The 22,303-nt window shown below is 52.1% G+C and carries 15 protein-coding genes; 8 read left to right on the plus strand and 7 right to left on the minus strand.

The features are described from left to right. The first annotated feature begins 659 nt into the window (after window positions 1-659). The 4 genes from GK091_RS28450 (at window position 660) to GK091_RS28465 (ending at window position 4,245) form a co-directional block, all read left to right on the plus strand. A complete protein-coding gene (locus GK091_RS28450) occupies window positions 660-959 on the plus strand; it encodes an ArsR/SmtB family transcription factor (RefSeq protein WP_164044143.1) in 300 nt (99 codons plus the stop codon). A 15-nt stretch (window positions 960-974) separates the two neighbouring features. Next, window positions 975-2,081, plus strand: a complete 1,107-nt coding sequence (locus GK091_RS28455; RefSeq protein ID WP_164044144.1) for an NADH:flavin oxidoreductase — start codon at window positions 975-977, stop codon at window positions 2,079-2,081. 251 nt (window positions 2,082-2,332) lie between these two features. Beyond that, a complete protein-coding gene (locus tag GK091_RS28460) occupies window positions 2,333-3,286 on the plus strand; it encodes a ParA family protein (RefSeq protein ID WP_164044145.1) in 954 nt (317 codons plus the stop codon). 14 nt (window positions 3,287-3,300) lie between these two features. After that, window positions 3,301-4,245 carry a ParB N-terminal domain-containing protein gene (locus GK091_RS28465; RefSeq protein ID WP_164044146.1) on the plus strand — a complete coding sequence of 315 codons (945 nt, stop codon included), beginning with the start codon at window positions 3,301-3,303 and terminating at the stop codon, window positions 4,243-4,245. A 593-nt stretch (window positions 4,246-4,838) separates the two neighbouring features. On the opposite strand, the gene GK091_RS28470 is transcribed toward GK091_RS28465, so the two are convergent. After that, complete coding sequence (locus tag GK091_RS28470; RefSeq protein ID WP_164044179.1) at window positions 4,839-7,070, minus strand: B12-binding domain-containing radical SAM protein; 2,232 nt, start codon at window positions 7,068-7,070, stop codon at window positions 4,839-4,841. A 462-nt stretch (window positions 7,071-7,532) separates the two neighbouring features. On the opposite strand from GK091_RS28470, the gene GK091_RS28475 reads away from it, so the two are divergent. Further along, entirely contained in the window at window positions 7,533-8,474 is a 942-nt protein-coding gene (locus GK091_RS28475) for a hypothetical protein (protein ID WP_164044147.1), read from the plus strand. 174 nt (window positions 8,475-8,648) lie between these two features. Here GK091_RS28475 and GK091_RS28480 read toward each other — a convergent pair whose 3' ends face one another. From GK091_RS28480 to GK091_RS28495, 4 genes are all read right to left on the minus strand, one after another. Further along, window positions 8,649-10,667 (minus strand): M13 family metallopeptidase, encoded by a 2,019-nt coding sequence (locus GK091_RS28480; protein WP_164044148.1) that lies wholly within the window; start codon window positions 10,665-10,667, stop codon window positions 8,649-8,651. A gap of 681 nt (window positions 10,668-11,348) precedes the next feature. Continuing rightward, window positions 11,349-11,723, minus strand: a complete 375-nt coding sequence (locus tag GK091_RS28485; RefSeq protein WP_164044149.1) for a hypothetical protein — start codon at window positions 11,721-11,723, stop codon at window positions 11,349-11,351. A gap of 179 nt (window positions 11,724-11,902) precedes the next feature. After that, window positions 11,903-14,200 carry an FdhF/YdeP family oxidoreductase gene (locus GK091_RS28490; RefSeq protein WP_164044150.1) on the minus strand — a complete coding sequence of 766 codons (2,298 nt, stop codon included), beginning with the start codon at window positions 14,198-14,200 and terminating at the stop codon, window positions 11,903-11,905. A gap of 345 nt (window positions 14,201-14,545) precedes the next feature. Further along, complete coding sequence (locus tag GK091_RS28495; protein WP_164044151.1) at window positions 14,546-15,640, minus strand: catalase family protein; 1,095 nt, start codon at window positions 15,638-15,640, stop codon at window positions 14,546-14,548. Between the two features lie 723 nt (window positions 15,641-16,363). On the opposite strand from GK091_RS28495, the gene GK091_RS28500 reads away from it, so the two are divergent. The 3 genes from GK091_RS28500 to GK091_RS28510 all read left to right on the plus strand — a co-directional run bounded on the left by GK091_RS28500 (window position 16,364) and on the right by GK091_RS28510 (window position 18,630). Continuing rightward, window positions 16,364-17,059 (plus strand): recombinase family protein, encoded by a 696-nt coding sequence (locus GK091_RS28500; protein ID WP_164044152.1) that lies wholly within the window; start codon window positions 16,364-16,366, stop codon window positions 17,057-17,059. A 312-nt stretch (window positions 17,060-17,371) separates the two neighbouring features. After that, complete coding sequence (locus GK091_RS28505) at window positions 17,372-17,893, plus strand: hypothetical protein (RefSeq protein ID WP_164044153.1); 522 nt, start codon at window positions 17,372-17,374, stop codon at window positions 17,891-17,893. A gap of 317 nt (window positions 17,894-18,210) precedes the next feature. Then, window positions 18,211-18,630, plus strand: a complete 420-nt coding sequence (locus tag GK091_RS28510) for a hypothetical protein (protein ID WP_164044154.1) — start codon at window positions 18,211-18,213, stop codon at window positions 18,628-18,630. 262 nt (window positions 18,631-18,892) lie between these two features. Here GK091_RS28510 and GK091_RS28515 read toward each other — a convergent pair whose 3' ends face one another. After that, window positions 18,893-20,092, minus strand: a complete 1,200-nt coding sequence (locus tag GK091_RS28515; RefSeq protein WP_164044155.1) for a DUF3800 domain-containing protein — start codon at window positions 20,090-20,092, stop codon at window positions 18,893-18,895. 306 nt (window positions 20,093-20,398) lie between these two features. Next, on the minus strand, window positions 20,399-22,054 hold the full coding sequence (locus tag GK091_RS28520; protein WP_164044156.1) for a S41 family peptidase: 1,656 nt from the start codon (window positions 22,052-22,054) through the stop codon (window positions 20,399-20,401). Window positions 22,055-22,303: the final 249 nt, after the last annotated feature.

A 22,303-nucleotide genomic window follows, 5' to 3' on the forward strand; every position in this document is an offset into this window, starting at 1 on the left:
TTCGACCCGTTGGTCGAAGCGTTGTAGCGATAGCTTGTGAAGCCTGCCCGGCAAAAGTAGAGAATCGAGAACCACGTCGGTTTGTCGATCTTACTCACTGTTGGTTGGTGATTACCCTACTTTTTCTAGGGAGCCTATCAAATAACAACCCAATCGGCGTTCATCGTTCCCGATTAATAAACTTTTTTTGAGTATTATCTAACGGGCTGACTGTCTGACTACTTACGTTTGCGGGCGGATTTTCATCACTGTTGAGCCCACAAAACGCACAGGGAAGCAACCCGTGGAAACCGGGTAGGGTTCCTTTATCGCAAAAAAAAGATTGGGATTTATCTACATCGTTCGGTTAACCGACTGAGGTGTCGGATCAATGCTCGACCAGCCCATTATGAGTCACACCAATCCTTGACACTGAAGCAAGGCGGGTCGATTCGATTCGGTAGTTTCTACCCAATGCTACTAGTATCGTACGCGTCTTTAGCGTATGTTTTCCATTCCGGGGTAGCGGTTGAACTAGGTTGGTCCAGCCAGCCATTTTCCGAGCAAAACCACCTGATGGGTTGAGCGCAGGACACATTGTGACTGTCTTGCGATCAACCTGTTTTTCGTAAAGAGGCTGAATAGTTCTATATATCGGGAAAAGTCGATATCTTTGCCACATGGAACAGGTTGACATCTTCAAAGCGCTGTCCAACAAGACGCGGCTGCAAATGCTGGAATGGCTGAAAGAGCCCGAAATCAACTTTCCGGGTCAGAAAGAATACGGATATGAACAGGGCGTCTGTGTCGGACAATTACAGGCGAAGGCCAACCTCACCCAGTCAACCGTTTCCGAATACCTCTCAATCCTGCAACGGGCCGGACTTGTTCAGGCGACCCGCAAGGGGCAATGGACCTATTACAGGCGTGATGAAGCGGCCTTTGAGCGGTTAAGTAAACTTATTTCTTCATCGTTATAATACAACCACAAAAAAATGAATACTCAACGTTTGTTCAGTCCCTTTCAGTTAAAAACACTGAACCTAAGGAACCGTATTGTCATGGCGCCGATGACGCGATCGTTTTCGCCCGATGGGATTCCCACCGAACAGGTAGCCGCTTATTATCAGAAGAGAGCGGAAGGGGAAGTAGGCCTGATTCTGTCAGAGGGTACTGTCATCGACCGACCTTCGGCTTCCAATGATGCCAACGTACCGCATTTCTATGGTCAGCAGGCGATGGCGGGCTGGAAGCATGTTATTGATGAAGTCCATGCGAAAGGCGGGCAGATGGGACCGCAGATCTGGCACATGGGCATTATGGACAATCACCGGTCGGGATGGGTGCCACCTGTTCCTTTCGAAGGACCGTCGGGGCTCAACCGACCCGGTTTTACCAATGGCTCGACCATGTCTCAAAAGGACATCGATGACACGATCCTGGCCTTTGGCAAAGCCGCAGCCGATGCCAAAGCAGCGGGGTTCGATTGTGTTGAACTTCACGGGGCGCATGGTTATCTGATCGACCAGTTCTTTTGGGATGCCACCAATTTGCGTACTGACAGTTATGGCGGTAAAACCCTGGCCGAGCGTACCCGCTTTGCTACGGATGTGATACAGGAAGTCCGGAAACAGGTCGGCGAAGATTTTGCCGTGATCATCCGGCTGTCGCAGTTTAAACCCGCTGAATACACCCATAAGCTAGCCAAAACACCGCAGGAAATGGAAGCCTGGCTTCAGCCGCTGGTGGACGCTGGTGTTGACGTGCTGCACTGCTCACAACGTCGTTTCTGGGAACCCGAATTCGACGATTCTGATCTCAACTTTGCGGGTTGGGCTAAAAAGTTGACCGGCAAAACCACCATCACGGTGGGTTCTGTGGGCCTGACGGGTGAATTTTTCGGGGCTTTTGCGGGCGAAAGTTCCCAGCCAGCCTCCCTCGACGAGCTGAACAGACGGATGGACCGGGGCGATTTTGACCTGGTAGCCGTGGGCAGACCGATCTTGGCAGACCCTAATTGGGTAACCAAAATACGAACAGGCCGCACCGACGAGCTGAAAGGCTTCACCAAGGAGGCTTTCGCGGAACTGGTACTCGATTAAGGGCATGCCAAATCACGCGTGGCTCGTTCGCCACCAGTACAGAAAAAGCTCCTGACGGGGCTTTTTCCGTTTACCGGTTTTCCCGCTTGTGGTTGGCAGTAACCAGAACTGACTTTGTTTCGAAACGCCCGTAGATGCGACATTTACGGTTGACTCCGGCAGCCAGGTCAGTACCATTGTCTAATTACATTGACCATATTGTTGATTTAGTGCGAAATATGTCAGATTTTTAGGACAAATCGTACCTCCTCATGATCACGAATCAAGAAGTCATTGATTTCTTAAGCGCTAAGGCAGCCCTCTCCCTGGCAGCGATCGAAAAAGAAGCAAATCTGTCGGCCAGTACGCTTACCAAGGCAATCTCCGGTCAGCGGGTACTCAACAGCAAACACCTCCAAGCCCTGGAACCGGTCCTTATTCAATATGGATTGAATGAATACAAAAACCGGAAAGCGCGCGTTATCTCCATCGTCAATCACAAGGGCGGTGTTGGCAAAACCACCACGACGATCAATTTTGGCCGGGCGCTTAATTTACTCGGCTACCGAATCCTGATGATCGACATGGATTCTCAGGGGAACCTCTCGCAGAGCCTGGGGGTCGACAGCCCCGAACAGCAGCTGTTAGAGTCACTTGTTCATAACCAGCCGCTTCCCATCACGGCCATCAGCCCCAACTTCGATTTGGTCCCGAGCAATCTTCAGCTAGCCAAGTATGAGCGTGATTTAACGCATTCGCCAAGTGGAGCCCTTCGGCTCAAAACAGCCCTCAATGCGGTCCTGAGTCAATACGATTTCATTCTCATTGACTGCCCGCCCGCCCTCAACATCTTCACGAATTCAGCCCTGATCGCGTCTACGTCCGCTCTTGTTGTCCTCGAACCGGAGACATCCGCCGTGAAAGGGGTCAATAATCTGTTTGAACTGATCGAGGAAATTCGCCAGTTTTTCAACGAACGCTTAGCGATCGATGGCATTTTGATGACGCGCGTGGATCGCCGGTTGTTATTGCATAAAGAGATCATTCAATCTGTCCGGAAGGATTTGGCCGCCTTCACCGTTTTCACGACGGAGATTCGACTCAATGCTGCCCTGAAGGAATCACAGTACGCGCAGGAAGACATATTCCGCTACAATAATTCCTCGCCGGGTGCCCAGGATTACAAACAACTGGCTGCTGAATACCTGGCCATTCACGCTCATTAAGCTACCGACCACGAATGAAAAAGCGATTCGATCAAATTGGGCCGAAAACATTAATCCGTAAAGAGGCCGGGTCATTGGTCCAGCAGGAAGAAATAAAGGGGCTCATCAAAATACTTCCCGAATTTGAGGCTCTCATTCCACCGCTGCTGAGCGAAGAGTATGCTCAGTTGGCACTCAATGTGCAGAAAGAAGGGTGCCGGGAACCGCTGCTTATCTGGCACACGACCCAAGCAACGCTCGATGGATCCGACGATTTATCGCCGGCCTATGTATTGATCGACGGGCACAACCGCTATGCCATTTGCCAGACCTTTCATCTGGATTTCAAAATTTTACTCCGTGAGTTTCCGGGCAAAGAGAATGTCCGGGATTTCATGATCGATAATCAACTGGGAAGACGAAATTTAACGCCTGAACAAACCGCCTACTTACGTGGCTTGCGCTACTTACAAACTAAACGACAGACCGGTCGTCCCGCTAGTTCAACTGAACACGAACTGGTAGATAGCCCACCGGCAATTGATCTAACAACCGATTCGCCAAAAACAGCGAATCGTACTGAAACTACGTTGGCGAAGCAGTTCAATGTTAGTGCCAAAACGATTCGGCTGGATGCCAGCTACGCTAAAGGTCTTGATAAACTGGCCGAGCCACTGAAAAAACAGGTCTTAAGTCGTCAGGTAAAACTTGGTAAGGGGCTCCTCATTCGATTGGGTGACCTACCGCAGCCGGTTCCTCCCGTAGAATCAGTTGATCAACTCAATCGTCTGCTTGCAGAACCGCCAACACCGAACGGCGAGCCTTATACACAGCCTGTTATACCAGAAAAAACGCAGGAGCACATTACTCAGGTACTACAGCTGGCAGCCAATCTGAACGATCCAGACGCTGATATCAGGGCTACCTGTTTGCAGTTAATCGATCAATTACAACGTATCGTATCACGTATGGATCAATGAGAGAAACGGAGCCCGGCGATAATGTGGTAAAATTTACCACATTATCGCCGGGCTTTCCAAATCGTGTCTTTCATAGATTGTCCGATTTTTTGTTTCGAGATCATCTTTGTCTTTCCCTACGTAAAATTTAGACAGCCTCTTATCGATTAGCAAAAACAGCCTCGTACTTAATGTGGTAAAATTTACCACATTAAGTACGAGGCTGTCGACGTTTTGTCTTTCGTTGACCAGTACAGGCGGTAGCGCAATTAATGTGGTAAAATTTACCACATTAATTGCGGGCCTCCAGAATCGTGCTCTTGTTATTTGGGAAAAACAGTGTTGCGATTAATGTGGTAAAATTTACCACATTAATCGCCGGGCTTTCCAAATCGTGCCTCTTGCTAACTGGTAAAAGTGATGTACTCATAAATGTGGTAAAATTTACCACATTTATGACGGGCTTTCGGAATCGTGGTCTTGCTGTTCAGTACAACGGTATCGTCGTTAATGTGGTAAATTTTACCACATTTATGAGTAAGCGCTCAAGCCGGATAATCAGTCGAACTGAAGTAGGAGCTATCGGCAGGAATCCCTGGAGATAAATAGCTGGTTTACAGTACCAATAACCCATATTCCCGCCAGTCGGACCAGCCTTCGGTCTGTTGAAACGCGACGAAACTGCCCAACCCAGCCTGCTCAAAAGCAGCTCCTACCTGTTGGATGGTTAGGGGCGTTGTTGCTTTCAGGCTAAGCTGGGGCCATTGTTGAACCACCCATTGACCCAGTGTCAGGGGTAGGTCCATCACCAGATCATCCTGCCGCCGGGCAAACGTCAGTTCGGCCTGCGGCACCGCGCGAACCCGTTGGGATGACCGCCGTTCCCGCCGTGGTTCTACCATCGATAGCGTCGGCGCGTGACCTGGCCAGACCACCAGCGCGTGGCTGCGCACTACGTCGTCGGTGGTGTCGGCGATGGCCTCTTCAATGTAATCGGGCGGCACAGTAGTAGGTGGCACCCGAAACGTGAACCAACTGGCCAATGGACTGTCCAGCCCTACGCCGTGCATGTAATTGAATAATGATCGGCGCAATCCCTCGGCAAACCGGTCATGATCGGCCCCCAGCGGATCGGCGTGGTCCAGATCATTATCGGCGAAGAGACCATCGGCGGGACCTATGCGCTGCACGTCGAAACCAGCCGGGTGAAGGCCCACGGGACTATGAGCGGTCATGGCGAATCGATGCCAGAAGCCGGATTGTACCGCGCCGATGGCAAACAACTGGCGCACCATTTCCAGTGAGTCGATGGTCTCCTGGGTAGTCTGCGTCGGAAAACCATACATCAGATACGCATGGACCATGATACCCGCCGTGGTGAAATGGTCGGCCACGCGGGCCACCTGAGCGACCGTCACCCCTTTCTTCATTCGCTCCAGCAAGCGATCCGAAGCCACTTCCAGCCCACCCGAAACGGCAATACAACCGGACAGTTTGAGCAGTTGGCACAAGTCAGCCGTAAAAGCTTTCTCGAAACGGATGTTGGTCCACCAGACAACCGTCAGCCCCCGGCGCAGAATTTCCAGCGCTACGTCCCGCATCAGGGCCGGTGGAGCGGCTTCGTCCACAAAATGGAATCCGTTTTGTCCCGTCTGTGCCATAATGGTTTCGATCCGGTCGCAGAGCAGCCCAGCGGTTAGGGGTTCGTAGCGGGCAATATAATCGAGTGATATGTCGCAGAACGAGCATTTTCCCCAGTAGCAGCCGTGGGCCAGGGTGAGTTTATTCCAGCGGCCATCGCTCCACAGCCGATGCATGGGGTTGGTCACCTCGATCACCGACAGATAGTCGTTGAGCGGCAAATCGGCGTAATCGGGTGTGCCGGTGTCGCGCTGGGCTACATCCCGGTCGGTAGCACCGTTCTGGTACACCACCTGCCCGTCAACTCGCATGAATGTCCGCTTCAGGAAGGCCGCCTGCCGGTGACCGCGCAAATGGTCGATTAGGGAGCGCAGTGGGGCTTCTCCGTCGTCCAGACTTACAAAGTCCACGTAATCGAACAGCCGCGGTTCCCGCAGACTACGAAGCTCGGTATTGGCATACCCACCGCCCAGCACTACCCGAACCGTTGGATAGTGTTGCTTCAAATGCCGCCCGCATAGTAAGGCCCCGAACAGATTTCCCGGAAAGGGCACGGTCAGGCAAACCACGTCGGGTTGAAACTGAACCATTTTCTGGTCCAGCAGACGCAGTAGCGTTTGACCGACCAGGGTATCGGGTGCCGTCAGTGCCGCCTGTAGTTCGTCAAAATGCGTAGCACTTCTGCCAAGGCGCTCGGCGTATCGGCTAAAGCCAAAGTGAGGGTCAATAGCTTCCGCCAATAGATCGCCAATATCCTCCAGATAGAGGGTTGCCAGATGCCGTGCTTTATCATGGAGACCCATGGTTCCGAAAGCCCAATCCAGTTCATCGACTTCGGCAAAGCGGGAGGCTTCGGGCAGGTAGCTCCGGTCGGCAATGGCGTGGGCAAGGGTAGGGTTTCGGTGCTGCAAAAACCGGATTGTCGGCTCAATCGTGGCTATATAATCGGCCTGTAGTCGCAGGATTCGCTGGCTGTTCTGGCTCAGATTCCCCACCGTGGACGCGGTGGCAAACAGGGCCGCCATTCCCTGGGTCGAGAAAAGGCTCAGAATCGTTTCGATACCCAGGTCTGCCTGATTAGCCACCACCGAACCACCATCAGCAAGAGCCAGCGTGTTCAGGTAGCCTTTCAGGTAGGCGGTAGCGGGGTAGGGTGTATTGAGTTGGGTAAATGGCGGAGTCAGCAGCAGCAGGCGGGTGGTCATGAGCGTCTCGTAGATTGGCATTCCAGGCGTAAAGGAACAACTCCCCAACGAATACGACCGGCATATCATTCCAGCAGGCAGGTTGATCCCTGTACGGGTACAGATACACGAAAGCAGAAGGGTTCGATTCGACTTCCTTCAACTCAATGGGCGATTGCGGTATCTTTTTTTCTTAGCCGTTGACTTTTCAGTACGTGCCGGGACTTAGTTCTGGCACTTCGGGTAAACGAACGGAAACCGGCACCAGGCACCTTTTCCGGGTAAGTCGCCCTATATGATGCCTTTGTTCAACGTCTGTCGGTTTGTCCGCTCCAGAAACAGGTCGGCAACTACCTCACGACCCAGTACTCAATCGACCTGCTACAGAAAATGAATCCTGCTGGTGGGAACCCTACTGGAACGACAAGTCGTAACGCGGCCTGTGTCGTATCTTTCCGGGCGTAAGCCCGATATTCGTGTCGTATGAAACTAAGTAAAAAAATAAGACAGTTCCTCATTGAACCGCTGCAAGCGCAATTCCAGCAGCAAATCCAACAAGTGCAGGACCAGCTTAGCCAGGCTAAAGCCGATAACGCGGCTACAAAATTAGTGATGGGGGCCGCGCTGGCCAAACTGGTGAAGCAGGCTACATCCATACAGGAAGCGGAATTTAAGGTGTTCTCCCAGTTTGGGGATGACGGCATTATTCAGTACCTGATCAATCACGTCAAACCGCGCGTGGATACGTTTGTTGAGTTTGGCGTTGAAGATTACGAAGAGGCCAATACCCGCTTCCTGATGATGAACAACAACTGGAAAGGGTTGATCATCGATGGTTCGCCAACCTTTATCAATTACATCAAGACGCGGACGTTTTTCTGGCGCTACAGCCTGAAAGCCGTTGCGAGTTTCATCACGGCCGAAAACATTAATCAACTGCTGATTGACAATGGCATTGTTGGCCCGATCGGATTACTTAGTATCGACATCGACGGGAACGATTACTGGGTGTGGAAAGCCATCACGGCGGTCGAAGCCGACATCGTGGTGATCGAATACAATAGTTTGTTCGGATCCGAGCGAGCGCTCACGGCCCCGTACAGACCTGACTTCAGGCGGGAGAAAGCGCATTATTCGTACCTGTATTTTGGCGCTTCGCTCCCTGCATTATGTGATCTGGCGATCGAAAAAGGTTATGCCTTCGTGGGCTGCAATCAGGCGGGGAATAATGCGTATTTCGTGAAGAAAGAGAAGTTGAACGGCTTGCCCGCCTTGTCCGTCGAAGAGGGGTATGTGTACTCCCGTTTTCGGGAAAACCGAAATCAGGAAGGAGTTATGTGCTTTTTAGATGGCGCCGAACGAAGCGCCCTGATCGAAGGGCTTCCCGTCATCAACACCAGAACAAACCGGGAAGAGTACCTGTAAGTTGCGGTCTGCTCTTTACTGAATTGTCACGCACGATCCCTGCGCCCGCCCTAGGAATTTTGTTCAAACGGAGCGGTGTTTTCGTTTTTCGTTTCGATACGCCGTATCTCCAAGATACGGCGTATCGAAACGAAAAACGAAAACACCGAACATCCTCTTTTTCAGGTCACCCGTTTACCAAACGACTATTCGATCCGTCTCGGGCTTGTACATTTTATCCCCCGGTTGTACGCCAAAGGCGTTGTAAAACGGGGTGAAGTTCATCAGCGGACCATTGACCCGCCACTTGGCCGGAGAGTGCGGGTTGGTGTTTACGTACATGCCCATGAACGCATCCCGGGTTTTCACGCGCCAGATTCGGGCTATCGAGATAAAGAACCGCTGATCAGGGGTAAAGCCATCCAGTTTCGTCATGCTCTTGCCCTGCTCGGTCAATTTAAACGCGTCGTACGCAATGGCAACGCCCGCAATATCGGCCGTGTTTTCGCCCACGGTCAAGGCCCCCTTTACGTGCACCGAATCCAGTACGGTAAACGAATTGTACTGGTTGATCACCTGCTGGGTTCTGGCTTTGAATTTGGCATAATCAGCTTTGGTCCACCAGTTGGTTACGTTGCCGTCTTTGTCGTATTGAGCACCCTGATCATCGAACGAGTGCGTTATTTCATGGCCAATTACCATACCAATGCCCCCGTAGTTCAGCGCATCATCGGCATTGACATCGAAATAAGGCGATTGCAGGATACCAGCCGGAAAAACGATTTCATTCAGCGGAGGATTGTTATATGCCGTTACCGTAGGCGGAGTCGTATGCCATTCGGCGCGGTCGACCCGCTGGCCCACCTTAGCCAGGTTGTAATCGTATTCATTCTTCGTAGCTGCCAACCGGTTTCCGAAGTAGTCATCTCGCCGTACCGCTACCGTCGAGTAATCGCGCCACTTATCGGGGTAACCAATCTTCTGGTTGAAGGCGTACAGTTTTTCTTTGGCTTTCGTCTTGGTGGAATCGCTCATCCAGTCGAGCTTGTTGATCCGCGCTTCGAAGGCTGTCTTGAGGTTATCGACCAGGGCAGCGATGCGCTTTCTGGCCGCTTCGGGGAAATATTTTTTTACGTACAACTGAGCCAGGGCATCGCCCAGCGAACCATCGACCGCCTGCGTCATTTCTTCGGCCCGTGTTTTCTTGACCGCCTGCCCGGTCAGAATTTTTGCGTAGTTAAACGACGCATCCACAAACGGCTGGCTCAGAAAATTGGCATAGTTTGTCAGTGCATGGGCGGTCAAATACACTTGCCAATCCCGGATAGGAACCGATGTCAGTATCGAGTTCAGCTGGTCGTAATAAGCCGGTTGCCCTACATTGACCGAATCCGCCTTCACGCCCAAATCACCGAGCAGGGTGGTCCACCGTAAAGCAGGCTGTTTTGCGGACAGATCAGCGACAGCCATCTTGTTGTAGTTCGCCTTGACATCTCGGCGTTCTATATTGGTTTTATGGGCACGGGCTAACTGGTTTTCGATGTCATAGACGAGGGCTGCGTTTTTCCGGGCGGTCGCGGGTTCAGTACCGATCAATTCGAACAGGCGGGTGAGGTAGTTGCGGTAGGCGTTTTGAATGGCGCGGGTCGAGGAATCGGTCTTAACATAATAATCCCGTTCGGGCAAGCCAATGCCGGTCTGACTGAATTGAGCAATGTTGATCGTACTCCGTTTATTGTCGGGGCCTACGTAGAAGCCTAAAATAGACCGATCACCAACTTTTTGTTCGTCAGCCACGACGGTCAACAACGACGGCACATCCGTCACCGCATTGATGCGGGTGAGCAGGGGCTTGATGGGTTCGTACCCGCGTTTGTTGATCGCGGCTGTGTCCATACCTGAAGCATAAAAATCGCCTACTTTCTGTTCGATGCTCCCGGCCGCATTCCGACTGGTCGAAACGCTGTCCAGAATCGCCTGCAACCGGATGCGCTGGGGGTAATTTAAGAACGAGTATGATCCTACTCCGGTCTGACTGTCGGGTATCCGGACAGTATCATTCCAGATACCGTTAGCGTAGGCAAAGAAATCATTCCCCGGCTTTTTGGTCGCGTCGATCCCGGTCAGGACTACGCGTTTGGTGTTCGGAACTGAAGCGCGCTGACAGGCTCCTGCCATAAACAACGCCAGTGAGAAATAAAGTACTTTTTGCATGGGTTGAACTGAATAGGGATTGGTCGATGGTGATTGCTGTGCATCAGCTCGCGCCCGTCAACAGCAACGCTAAACGAGTTACGTGACGTTGACGGGGTAGAGCCTAACCGCAAATGAGCCTACAAGCGTTCTGTAGAGTTGCTGTTTCGCGGGCACTTCCAAAGCTAGTCAATAAGGCCCACGGTTGCTAACAAACCACCGGTTGCCTGGTGTTCAGCGAGAGTCTATCGCGTGATTTTCACCAAGATTTGATCAGGGTTCACGCTGAAGTTAATCGGTCACCGCTCGTGGTTTCACCAATACAGGCTGTTTGCTTGGACACCGAACGCAGGGGAAGAATAGCGGATAGGACAGAAACTTGCCGGAATCTAAGCCCTACATTACCCGGGAGGGAGTCTGACCATTAATAAATCCACGCTAGAACGCTACCAACATGAGGAGTAGCGGATTGGACTGGGCTAAGTGCCAAAACGCGCATCAATTTTTAGAGGCAAACTCACTAAGTAAAGCACTAGTCAGAGGCTGAGGATTTTTATTCCCTTCATCGAATGGACGTTTTTTAGGTCGTTCACACGATGAAGGGGGTACATGAACTGCACCTGGCAAGGCTGCGAAACACCGCGCTAATCGATTCATCAGCGAACCGGCGTTAACCTCAATAGTGCCTGGCCTTGCGGTCGCTTACTGCTGATCGATCGGCCATTTGTAGGGCTTTAGCTGCCGGGCACACCAAAGATCGAGGGTCGCGATGGCAACGACGGCGACCAGTGAAACACCAACCGCTTTTCGGGTGGCGGCATTGTTCTGGTAGGTCAAGCCCAGTGCTCCCATGTTCAGGGCATCACCCCCCACACGCGCCCAAAGCCAGGGGGGTGCGGGCTTGTTCGGCGCCAGAATACCCACCCCAGCCACGAATTCACGCAGGCCGAACACCCGGATAATGCCCGTATGTGGGGTGCCTAAAACCCGCGCCAGGGGGCGGGGGGCCAGCATCTCAACCAGGCCCAGACCGATGCTAAACCAGCCCAGCCCGCGGGCAACTTTGTCTTCATTCATTGCTTTATGTCAATTATCGTGAGTCTTACCGTGTCCTTTACGTAGGGTTTGTTACCTGCCTGATCGATCATTAATTGAGTGCCGACTGATTCAGCGAAGTCTGGCCATTTGCCCGGTGACCAGTGCACATCATCACTGCCTGTTCGTTTTATCGGCCTCTGTACACGTACCAGCGACGCTTACTCCTGGCTTGGGCTTATCCGCACCACGATCGATTTAGAGATAGGCGTATGGCTCTTCTCAGCCATTTGATCGATGGGTACCAAGACGTTGGTTTCCGGAAAGTAAGCCGCCAAGCAACCACGGGGTATGTCATAAGGCACTACCAGAAATCGATGGGCCGTTCGCGTTACCCCATCATACCGGCTGTGCAGATCAACCGCTTGTCTGGCCTGTAAACCAAGATTCGCAATATCGTCGGCATGCATGAAAACGACTCGCCGTTCGTTGTGGACGCCCCGGTATCGATCGGCGTTTTTGTAGACGGTCGTATTGAACTGGTCGTGGCTGCGAATGGTCATCAGCAACAGTTCACCCGTTTGCAGGTCATGGGGCGTGGGGGCGTTGATCGTGAAATGCGCCTTTCCGTCACTGGTTTTTGCAAACTCCCGCTTGCGGGGACCGTTGGGCAAGTAGAATCCCCCCGGCTGCCGCACCTTCTTGTTGTAGTCGGCAAAGCCTTCGATAGTTTTGCCAATCAGCTCCCGAATTTTATCGTAATCACCCATCAGGCTATCCCAGTCGACCGTTGATTTCCCGTTCAGGGTTGCTTTAGCGAGCTGGCAGATAATGGCTACTTCACTTTTCAGATGGGGCGAAACCGCATCCAGAATACCATGGGACTGAGCTACCACACCGGTGGTGCTTTCACAACTGATAAACTGCGGCCCCGATGCCTGAACGTCGTGATCCGTGCGGCCCAGGCAGGGGAGAATCAAGGCCGTTTCACCATGAATCAAGTGACTACGGTTGAGCTTGGTCGATACGTGCACGGTCAGTTTGCAGTTGCGCAGCGCTTCACCCGTGTAATTGGTATCTGACACGGCCATGGCAAAATTACCGCCCAGGCCAAAGAAGACGCTGGCCTTGCCTTCGTGCATGGCTTTCACCGAAGCCACCGCGTCATAACCATTGTCCTGGGGCGGGGAAAAGTGAAATACTCTTTCCAGGGCTTCCAGCAATTCTGGTTTGGGTTTTTCCCAGACTCCCATCGTGCGGTCACCCTGTACGTTGCTGTGTCCGCGAATGGGGCTAGCTCCTCCTCCTTTGATCCCGATACTCCCTTTCAGCAGCAGCAAATTGATAAGCTCCTGAATGGTGGCCACGCCGTTTTTGTGCTGCGTAAGGCCCATGGCCCAGACGATCACCAGCTTGGGGGTGTACTTAAACTGATCGACGGCTTCCTGAATCTGGGCGACGCTCAGGCCGCACTGGGCAGCTAACTCGTTGAGATCAAACTGGTCCAGGCTTTTCACGAACGCTTCATAACCCGATGTGTGGGTCGCGATGAATGATTGGTCGAGGACTTTACCCGGTGTTTTCTTTTCTTCCTCCAGCAGTAGCTTGCACATGGCTTTCAGCAACGCCAGATCCGAATTGATGCGAACCTGTAGAAAGACGTCAGCCAGTTTTTCGCCACCGAGTAGCATGTCGCGTGGACTTTGGGGGTATTTGAAGGCCAGCAGACCGGCTTCATGCAACGGATTGACGGCAATGATCTTACCACCCTTGCGCTTCATCTCTTCCAGGGGCGTCAGCATCCGGGGGGCTGTCGTACCTGGGTTCTGGCCCATGATCATCACCACGTCAGCGGTTTCGTAATCCTCGTAGGTTACCGTTGCCTTCCCCAATCCGAGCGTTTCGGTCAGGGCGACGGTAGTCGATTCATGGCACATGTTGGAACAGTCGGGCATGTTGTTGGTGCCAAACATCTTGACGAAGAGCTGATAGACAAAAGCGGCTTCGTTGCTGGCGCGGCCCGAGGTATAGAAAATGGCCTGGTTGGGCGATTCGAGTGCATTGAGCTGATCGGCGATGAGCCCAAACGCTTCTGACCAGTCGATAGGCACGTAATGAGTAGCACCGGGTCGTAACACCAGCGGCTGGGTCAACCGACCTTGCTGGCCTAACCAGAGATCGCTTTTTTCCGTTAATTCGGCAACCGAGTAGCGTTGAAAAAGCACGGGTGACGCGGTATGCTTCGTCATGACCTCATCGGCCACGGCCTTGGCCCCGCTTTCGCAGTACTCGGCAATGGGCGAACGCTGGCCATCGGGGTCGGGCCAGGCGCAGGATGGACAGTCGAAACCGTCTTTCTGATTCAGGTTGACCAGGGCCTTCCAGCCCCGGACGAGATTGGTTCCCCGTAAAACGTGCTCAAACGATGCCGTAATGGCCGCTATACCGGCCGCTTCTGTTTGGGGTTTATTCAGGTCAAGATCACCGGTAAACTCCTCAGGGGGGGTATTCTTATTCATAGATTATTTAGACAAGATTGATCGATGATGCAGATTACCGGTATGACCACCTGTCTTATCTGCATAAAATACGGCTGAACTGGTTCAGAAACGAAAACTTGGTACGCTGGTGGCGTTCATGCTATTGACGATAACCGCCCGTATCTGCCACGTTTCAGGATATATTACAGACGATACATACGTTAACTGGATAGCACTGAATTCGTTTAAGGAATTGCGCCAAAACCAACATAGCAAACGTGGTATCCTGTTGCCAATTACAGCTGGGCCATAAAGCAAGAAGGCTGCAAAAAACAGCCTTCTATTTGTCATACTTCGGTGAAGTGTGAGTCTGCAAGGCTGCCGTTAGTTGACTTCCTCAGGATTCTCCGCCTTACCGTACATCGTACGGCGGAATTCAGCCGATGCTTTATAGGTCGCGTTGCGTGCCCGCTGAATGACCCCCAGCGGCCGGTGAGCCGCCAGACCATGCCATGGACTAAAATACATCTTGTCGTTCACTATAGCCGTCTTGTCTTCCGTCCAGGATTGCTGTGGGGCAATCGTTACCTTGGCGACGGACAGGTAAGGGCTTTCGTCCTCGGGCCATTCCACCGACGCATCCTCCAGTGGCATCTTGTCGATATCGGTCGATAGCTGCACGCCAAATTCCCACTCCCCGCCATTGGTAGCAAAGAAATCCTGCAATAAGTGGCGCAGGGCGTCATCGTCGCTATCTACATCGATTGGTTGATCTTTCAGCGAAGTCAGGGCAGGCGTCACCGGCGTCAGGGAAAACTTGGCCATATAGTCACCATACAGATAGGCCCCCTGCGAATAGTAGGTGTCGCCCATGGGGTGAGTAGCCAGCTGTCCGCCCATACCGGGCATCACGCCCGCGTCAGACCCAGTCACTTTTTCAACGACTTCACCAACGGCACGCAGTGTTTTGGACAGCCCTTCCTTGAAGCCCTCGGCCTTATTAGTCAGTAGATCGAACCGTTTCAGACCACTCAGAAAATCCTTCAACTTCTGGGGGAAAACCGGACTGTTGACCAGAATAAAATCCTGGGTCGTCAATTCATCCGCGCCGGGCAGGTGCTCGCCGTCAACATTCCCTACTTTGAACGAGATCCCTCGGGGAGTCGATACGCTATCGGGCAGCACATCTCCCGGCTGGGTAGAAATACGCGCGACAATCGGGTAGGTACCGGGTTTGGCAAATAAGCCCTGCGCGAGGTAAGGAGGCAGGTTGTCAAATACCTGTAATTCACCGGTTAGAATAGCATGCCCTTTGGCATGTACACTCCGTATAGCATGGCCCTGGGACTGATACGTTTTGCGCTGAATGTCGGCCATGGTATCAATAATCTCCTGAATGGTTTTAGCTTCATCGGGCTCCGGTTGTTCATACGACGGATCGTAGGGCAATGGGTTAAAATTAGCGGGTGCCTGGTTCATAGGACAGTAACGTTTAGGGGTATGAAAACCGGTTCCAGGCTAGCATATACGTGTCTGGCCGTGAATCAGATTCACCCTGATCCCTGACTGGACTAGCTAGTGTTACTAGAAACAGTTGTTCAGAGATAATACATATGACAAGAATTTGTTTGACAAAATAACGTTCAAATTCGAGCTATTTAGGCAATGACATTCATCTGGCACGCTATCAAAAAAAAGATCAGTTAATTAGGCTTGTGCAGAAGCCAGATTGGCATTTATGTGAATCAATCTTCAGCTCCGAATGAACGGAGTCAAGCACTCAGTTCATAGTACCAGCCTGAGAGGTGAGACTAAAGCGAAGACTGAAATGGGTCGTCTACTCGTACATAGCCTACCTTGTGGGAACTCTCTCATTGACCAGTTCGTGAGCGACTGGCTACTTTCGTTAAAAATCACCAGGATGACGATAAAGGTGGGAACTGTCAACTTGACAGTTGGATAAGTGTATGCTTATTCAATGTAACAAACCCATGACGCTCGTTATGCGCTTGTTACATTCCTTTTTTCAATCTACATTTAGGCTCTATCATTAACATAGCCGTGACAGACACAGAGGAGACACAGCAGAGAACTCGCCTGGGCCAGATGGCTGCGGCTTGATGGAACTACTAACAACGCCAGCGGCTCGTCATTGGATCTGAATAACCCGCGTATTCGTCAATTTATTGAATCCTTCCCTCTATGAACGCAGACAGCAGGTATGTTCTCTACTTCCGGGTGTCTACCAAAAAACAAGGTGAATCGGGGTTAGGACTGGAAGCCCAACGGGCCTACATCCAGCATTTCTATCGAGACAAACCCATACTGGCTGAATTTACCGATGTCCGATCCGGGAAAACGATCCACAAACGACCCGAACTGCAAAAGGCAATCGCCCTCTGTAAAAAGGAACGGGCTACGCTGGTGGTGGCCAAGATCGATCGGCTCAGTCGAAACACGGAGAACGCCCTGCATATCTACAAGGAACTGGGTGAACGGCTGGAGAGTTGTGACATTCCCAATCTGGATAAATTCACCCTAACGCTGTTTATGGCCATTGCCGATCGGGAACGGGTGCTGATCAGTATTCGCACCCGGCAGGCGCTGGAAGCCCGGCGTGTTCGGGTGGGCGAATGGCGGGTGGGCGGCCCCAATGCCCGGAAAGCAGCGGCCGGTTTGCTGGGGTCTCAACTGGCCAAGGAGATGGCTGAGGATAATGAGAATAGCCGTCGTGCCTCCGCCCTGATTAGCATGCTGCGTTCAGATGGGAAGACCTACGAAGAAATTGCCCAACAACTGAACGTGGCTGGTTTTAAAACGCCACGCGGTTCTGACTTTCACAAAATGCAGGTTCAGCGGTTGTACAAACGAATACTCGCCAGTAAAGCGGTGGAATAGATTAGTGTTCTCCTCATTGGGAGATGAGCGAAAGCAATGCCTGCCCGAAGCCGATCGCAGTGACCTCGTTGCAACGCTGACGCAGCACACACGCGAGTTGATCAATAGCCGAATCAAGGCCACACTACGGGCGAACGTTACTTGAGGACATTACAATGGACAGACTCAAGAACTTGACTGGTAAGTCCCAACGAACGGGTGTATTTACCAACGCAGACCAACTTACCATTTTCTCAGTCCTTTTCCGCACTTTAAACCTGGTTAAACAGTTAGCTGTGTAGGGTACACCTCGTCCCCGTTTCTTTCGTTTATATGCTTTTAGTTTTTGTGACAATGGATAACGAGGGCCATTGTCGTCCCTTCTCCTGTCATGTTCTCCAATTAGAAGGCGCTTTCGATGTGCTCAGCGGCATTATCACAGCGGGTGAGTCACTGGTAAGCGTTGAACTGCTTGATCTGTCGACCGGCCAGCGCACCTCTTTACCGTCCGAAGCCTTCGACGGTGAACCAATCCGGGCTCATATCGAGCAACTCGAAGAATCATGGCAAACCCTGTTAACGGTATCGGTTGATTCAGAACTTACGCAGAAACAGCTACTGACGGCCTATTCTGTGCGGCTGTATGAAACGTATCAGACTCGGATTCGTTGCCTGGAACGCGCTGTGCGAAAGACGGACGCGCATCGTCAACGGGTTTCTCTGACTCCTCTTTGGGAATCGTCCTGCATCCGCCTTGATATGCAATTGGCCCAGTACCGGAATCAGTTGGAACGGGCACAGGCTGGAAAACGGCGTGTTTGTAAGCGGTTGGCCCCCTACTTGTATTGCCAGTAAGCGAATACCGAACAGATCGCCCGGCACCGGACTTCTTCACTTGACCGGAGAGACTTTCCAGGCGAATCAGACCCTGTTTCCAACGCTGACTTTCTCGAAAAGAGCGCAGCGAAGGACTGGGTGCAATTAATGCAACTTGCCGGTTCACGTCCTTTTTCTAATTTGTAGTCAGGTCTATCGTTGCTATGATCCGCAGTTGGGCTGAGCTTTGAATTAATTTAGCATTAAAGTGACTCATTCTAAAACCTTTAGCGCTCCACACAAAGTTGTTGTCCTGATTAGTTTATGACAAACCCCTAATCAATAAACTCAAGGTTATGAAAAAAGTGATGATACTGGGAGCGATGCTAGTAGGCATAGCAACCTTCAGCGCCCAGGCGCAGACGACAGGCAACGGTGGTACAGGCAGTGGCACAGGAAACGGAACCAATGGATCGGCGTCCCAAAACGGGTCATCGACCAGCGGTGGCAGTAACAACTCAACCATGGGCACAGGTAGCACAACCGGCTCGGGATCGATGAATAGCAGCAGTCAGAAAGGTCGCAGCAAGACTAATCGTTCGGGTTCGATGAGTGACGGTTCGATGAGCGATGGTTCGACCAACAACGGGAATAGCCGTCAGGGCAACAATTCGATGAACACCCAGGGCAGCACGTCAACGTCTGGCCAGGGCAATATGTCGGGCAAAAGTGGTCGCAAAGGAACGATGACAAAGATGAGTTCGACTTCGAACTAACTGCGGCAACAACTCAGGACAACTACCGTTTGCATCCTCGTTATTACCCGAACCAGCCGTGGTTCGGGTTTTTTCATGAACAGTATCATGGCGCATTACGCAGTTGGTAGAGCAAGCTCGTCGGGTATCTGTCATCAGCCAAACGAGTACGCCTGATCGTGTAAGGGTTGACAATCGAAGGAATCCCGATAGCGACCTTCAGTAGGAAATTATCAATACGATAAGCAGGAAGGCACCAACGATTATTCCCGGTTTTTGATCCTTACTTACCGGTATCCAATTCGGTCAGGGGAGGATCAGTCAGCAACTGGTTTAGGTTTGCATACTCTTCCCGGTCCAGGAGATCAATCGCTCCGCCGGTCGCTAAACGAATCCGCTCCCGACACTTGCGTATTCGTGACAGCAGCGGTTGAATGATGGTGTTGCTATGGTTAATGAAGTCATACAGATCGCTTTCGCAGGAGGGAATCTTGTAGCCTTTGGTGCTGCTGGCAATGATGACGCCCGCATCCCGCAAGGGAGCAATCACCCGCGTCTGAAAATAATGCAGGGTGGGTGAATTTCCCCGGCGTTCTCCCATATGGGCCATGAGCTCCCGACTGGAGATGTAGCGGCTCGGATCGACGTGGCGAAAATGAAACAACAGGTACTGTAAACAAGTCACCTGGTCGACCTCCTGGGGCGAGCGACTGGCCAGCTTACGATGCAAAAAATCCTGGCCTAAACCAACGCACAACTCGGCCAAACCGGCATTGTAATTGGTCTGTTCAGGTATGCTTTGTGCTACCACGGGCGTAAATACATCCGGCCAATATTTCAGGGTAAGTAGTTTAGGACGAAGCAGTTGTACGAAACTCGTTCGTTCGGGTGATAATACTGTTTCGTCATAGCAACGAGCTAGCGTACCCGCCACGAAATCAGCCGTCTGGACCAGTACGCTGGCCTGACTGTTGACGAATCGAAAACTAGCTTGGTTGAACAGCGTGGGTACGTGTCGATCATGAACGTACTGCACAAAGCCCTGCATAAAACGCTCATCCCCGTGTCGACCGGCCACCAGTTCCAGGTTGGGAAAACTGCGGTAAAGTTCGCGGTCGGCCAGACCATGCAGAAACTTGTAGAACGAGCTTTTGTGATAGAACCCTTCTCCCCGCAGCTCCCGCTTATCGACGACCAAGGCAAAAATCTGAAACGGAACAGTGAGTAGCTGTTCCAGAATTGAACGTCGGAGTTTGTCATCACTGCCCACACTGGCTGACTCGATAGCCCCCGTCTGAAAGAAGCGTTGCCGGACTGCTTCTACTTGTGACTCAGCCTCGTGCAGCTGTTCTTTGCGTAGCGTGATGGCGGTGACAATAAAATGGGTGGAAACCGGTCCGCTCTGGTCCGAACGGCGGCCCGGCGGGGTAAAGTCAAGACCGTTATCCCCCCACTCCGCCAGGTAAGCAATGTAATCATTCATAACGTATCGGACTAAATAGCCGGCAAGTTAACCAGATGGGTCGACAGTCGGGTACTAGCCTGGGCTGTAGCCACCAGTTCGACCAGCCGGGAGCATCGTTGGGCAAGGCGTATCTGGCCCCCGGATCGGATCAATCGAACGAAGTGTTACCGTGAAACGATGCGCTTCTTAACCAGTCTCAGCTGTCCCGGATGATTGTCGCCGGGTGGAGCTTTACCCGTCAACGATCTTAACTACGAATAACAGCGGCCGGTTTACAGCCTGTGGCGATAGGTACAATTGATCGGGCTACTCGACTGGGTATGCTTATTGGCTGATCCAATCGATAGCGGCTTGCAAGGCTCGGTCAGTGCCGTTCAAAAGGTCGTCACGAGTCGGTATTGCCTTCATGTCGATGGGTACGCCCGGTCCTTGAATCAACTGCCCGTCAACAGTATACACCCCCCGGCCACTAAAGCGGGTTTGGTACCCACCCGGAAAGTGAACATAACAAACATCCCCGTTTGCCCCAGCCGATGGACTGCCAATGATCTGGGCTCGGGGAGCCGTACGCAGGGCCATACACGTCGATTCAGCGGCACTTTGCGTATGGCTGTTACAGAGAATAGCCACTTTACCCCGATAGTAAGCCGCGTTGTTCCGCCCAACATGCTGGATTGCAGGTTGCGTAAACACCCCCGGAAAGGATAGATCCGGTTTGGTGTAGCGCGCAAACCCCCTCGGAGCCGGATTTAGGTAGGCACACAACCGCTGGAACGATACGCTAGGGTAATTCCGCACGTCAAAAATAATTCCTTGACGATCTCGGTATTGATCCATTACCCGTTTTATATCCCCCACCGACAAGGTTCCCAGGTCAATGTAACCAACGGTTGGCGGAACGGTTTTCGAACGCGCAGGGAGCGGGGGACGATACCCAAACCGCTCAAATACATAGCGGTGCATTGTTTTACGGAGTCGCTGGCCGTCGCGAATCAACTCGATCTCAACCAGTGGCTGTGAACCGGCCAGCAGGCTCGGTAAAAGCCGCTGAATCAGTGCTGATCGGTTCGACGCAGAAATATCCTGCGCACGCTGATCAATGCATTCCGCGACCGATTGACCGCCAACCCGAAGGATACCGTCTCCCCGGCGAATGTCATCAAGTTGGCATAACGAGTCGTTGAATGATCTGACTACGAGAAGGGTATCGTTGAGTAGACGGTAATCAAACGGAGGATACAGAGTCGGTTCGGGCGAAGGAAGTCGATACGCGAGAGGAATAGTCAGTTCGGCGTGCCCATCCTGAATCGTGCTGATCAGCTGTTGCAGAACGCGCTGATAACGCAGCGTATCGGTAGCCTGTTGAAAGCGGGGCACAAACTCGGTCAATACCTGAGCCCAGTTTCGGGGCAGGGCGTACTTGGTGGGGTGAAAATAGTTGATACTGTTCCAGTAGCGAAACAGGCCCAGCAGCCGGTATGAGGAGTTGGGCAGGGCCATGGTCGAATAGTCCGCTTCCGAAAACTCCAGTCGGTTCCGGAAGGGGTTCCAGCGGACATAGTGATTGGTTCGTTGGTTGCGGTTGGCGGCAACGTACAGTAGCTGCTGGCGAAGGGGTTGACTGAAGAGCGATGAGTCGGCCAGCCAGCTCAGATCCAGATTTTTGGTAAAGGCCGTCGAATCGGGGATGGAGCAGCTCGAACAGGCCTTAACGGGTTCCAGTTGACTGATCCAGCTAAGCAATCGGGCAGACAAGGCTTGTCTGGACGGGATGGCAGCTGATTCGTCAATGAGTTGAATAAGTTGTGCATCCCAGTCAATTTTTCCGGTAGCGACCTGAGGATGGTAGTATTTGAGAAACCCCCATACTTTCCCGATCGTGACCAGGTTCCGGGTGTGTACACTATCCGAATCGGATTGACTAAATGAAGACGAAAAAGACAACAGGTATACACCCAGCAGCCAAAAACAGCGCGTCATAATCAGGAAGGAGAAGTTCAGTGGCAAGAAGCAGGAAATGGTGCGTTTATCGTCACGAGCGCATCGGCTTTAAGAAGAATTAACAGTCGCTCTGATCCTAGCATATGTCATTCTCACCAGGCTCAGCAGCCCGGTTATCCTGGTCCCAGAATAGCCTGTTTACATAAAGCCGCAGCAACAGGACAATGCCAAAATAGCTCTTCGCTATCTCGCACGTTGAGCCCTCCGACAGGCAGCGTTGACGCGTAG

It is taken from the genome of Spirosoma agri, from assembly GCF_010747415.1.
GTDB classification, from domain to species: domain Bacteria; phylum Bacteroidota; class Bacteroidia; order Cytophagales; family Spirosomataceae; genus Spirosoma; species Spirosoma agri.

Bases quoted from the DNA above. Each gene is read 5' to 3' on its own strand.
- GK091_RS28465 (WP_164044146.1), top strand. From the start codon at position 3,301: ATGAAAAAGCGATTCGATCAAATTGGGCCGAAAACATTAATCCGTAAA.
- GK091_RS28450 (WP_164044143.1), top strand. From the start codon at position 660: ATGGAACAGGTTGACATCTTCAAAGCGCTGTCCAACAAGACGCGGCTG.
- GK091_RS28475 (WP_164044147.1), top strand. From the start codon at position 7,533: ATGAAACTAAGTAAAAAAATAAGACAGTTCCTCATTGAACCGCTGCAA.
- GK091_RS28510 (WP_164044154.1), top strand. From the start codon at position 18,211: ATGAAAAAAGTGATGATACTGGGAGCGATGCTAGTAGGCATAGCAACC.
- GK091_RS28480 (WP_164044148.1), bottom strand. From the start codon at position 10,667: ATGCAAAAAGTACTTTATTTCTCACTGGCGTTGTTTATGGCAGGAGCC.
- GK091_RS28500 (WP_164044152.1), top strand. From the start codon at position 16,364: ATGAACGCAGACAGCAGGTATGTTCTCTACTTCCGGGTGTCTACCAAA.
- GK091_RS28505 (WP_164044153.1), top strand. From the start codon at position 17,372: ATGCTTTTAGTTTTTGTGACAATGGATAACGAGGGCCATTGTCGTCCC.
- GK091_RS28470 (WP_164044179.1), bottom strand. From the start codon at position 7,070: ATGACCACCCGCCTGCTGCTGCTGACTCCGCCATTTACCCAACTCAAT.
- GK091_RS28520 (WP_164044156.1), bottom strand. From the start codon at position 22,054: ATGACGCGCTGTTTTTGGCTGCTGGGTGTATACCTGTTGTCTTTTTCG.
- GK091_RS28460 (WP_164044145.1), top strand. From the start codon at position 2,333: ATGATCACGAATCAAGAAGTCATTGATTTCTTAAGCGCTAAGGCAGCC.
- GK091_RS28515 (WP_164044155.1), bottom strand. From the start codon at position 20,092: ATGAATGATTACATTGCTTACCTGGCGGAGTGGGGGGATAACGGTCTT.
- GK091_RS28485 (WP_164044149.1), bottom strand. From the start codon at position 11,723: ATGAATGAAGACAAAGTTGCCCGCGGGCTGGGCTGGTTTAGCATCGGT.
- GK091_RS28495 (WP_164044151.1), bottom strand. From the start codon at position 15,640: ATGAACCAGGCACCCGCTAATTTTAACCCATTGCCCTACGATCCGTCG.
- GK091_RS28490 (WP_164044150.1), bottom strand. From the start codon at position 14,200: ATGAATAAGAATACCCCCCCTGAGGAGTTTACCGGTGATCTTGACCTG.
- GK091_RS28455 (WP_164044144.1), top strand. From the start codon at position 975: ATGAATACTCAACGTTTGTTCAGTCCCTTTCAGTTAAAAACACTGAAC.